The 1,514-nt window shown below is 54.4% G+C and carries 1 rRNA gene; it reads right to left on the bottom strand.

The features are described from left to right. Positions 1-122: 122 nt before the first annotated feature. A 23S ribosomal RNA gene (locus ACYVD0_RS13260) occupies positions 123-1,514 on the bottom strand; the annotation flags it as partial.

The following is a 1,514-nucleotide window of genomic DNA, read 5'->3' as shown; positions in this document are numbered from 1 at the left end:
AATCGGGCATGTGATGTCTGTGTCTCGGTGGCTTTGCGGTTCAGCCGAATTTTCGGTTCAGTCGGCTTCGACCTCACCCGCTGTGCCGATCTTTCCGGTCGGCCAGATTGTTTGGGTGTTATATGGTCAAGCCTCACGGGCAATTAGTATGGGTTAGCTCAACGCCTCACAACGCTTACACACCCCACCTATCAACGTCGTGGTCTTCGACGGCCCTTCAGGGAGCTCGAGGCTCCAGTGAGATCTCATCTTGAGGCAAGTTTCCCGCTTAGATGCTTTCAGCGGTTATCTTTTCCGAACGTAGCTACCCGGCAGTGCCACTGGCGTGACAACCGGAACACCAGAGGTTCGTCCAACCCGGTCCTCTCGTACTAAGGTCAGCCCCTCTCAAATCTCAAACGTCCACGGCAGATAGGGACCGAACTGTCTCACGACGTTCTAAACCCAGCTCGCGTACCACTTTAAATGGCGAACAGCCATACCCTTGGGACCGGCTTCAGCCCCAGGATGTGATGAGCCGACATCGAGGTGCCAAACACCGCCGTCGATATGAACTCTTGGGCGGTATCAGCCTGTTATCCCCGGAGTACCTTTTATCCGTTGAGCGATGGCCCTTCCATACAGAACCACCGGATCACTAAGACCTACTTTCGTACCTGCTCGACGTGTCTGTCTCGCAGTCAAGCGCGCTTTTGCCTTTATACTCTGCGACCGATTTCCGACCGGTCTGAGCGCACCTTCGTACTCCTCCGTTACTCTTTGGGAGGAGACCGCCCCAGTCAAACTGCCCACCATACACTGTCCTCGATCCGGATCACGGACCAGAGTTAGAACCTCAAGCATGCCAGGGTGGTATTTCAAGGATGGCTCCACGCAAACTGGCGTCCACGCTTCAAAGCCTCCCACCTATCCTACACAAGCAGGCTCAAAGTCCAGTGCAAAGCTACAGTAAAGGTTCACGGGGTCTTTCCGTCTAGCCGCGGATACACTGCATCTTCACAGCGATTTCAATTTCACTGAGTCTCGGGTGGAGACAGCGCCGCCATCGTTACGCCATTCGTGCAGGTCGGAACTTACCCGACAAGGAATTTCGCTACCTTAGGACCGTTATAGTTACGGCCGCCGTTTACCGGGGCTTCGATCAAGAGCTTCGCTTGCGCTAACCCCATCAATTAACCTTCCGGCACCGGGCAGGCGTCACACCCTATACGTCCACTTTCGTGTTTGCAGAGTGCTGTGTTTTTAATAAACAGTCGCAGCGGCCTGGTATCTTCGACCGGCATGGGCTTACGGAGTAAATCCTTCACCCTCACCGGCGCACCTTCTCCCGAAGTTACGGTGCCATTTTGCCTAGTTCCTTCACCCGAGTTCTCTCAAGCGCCTTGGTATTCTCTACCCGACCACCTGTGTCGGTTTGGGGTACGGTTCCTGATTACCTGAAGCTTAGAGGCTTTTCCTGGAAGCAGGGCATCAACCACTTCGCATTCTAAAAGAACGCTCGTCATCGGTTCTCG

It is taken from the genome of Azotobacter armeniacus (assembly GCF_054779355.1).
This window is presented reverse-complemented; position numbering and strand designations above follow the sequence as displayed.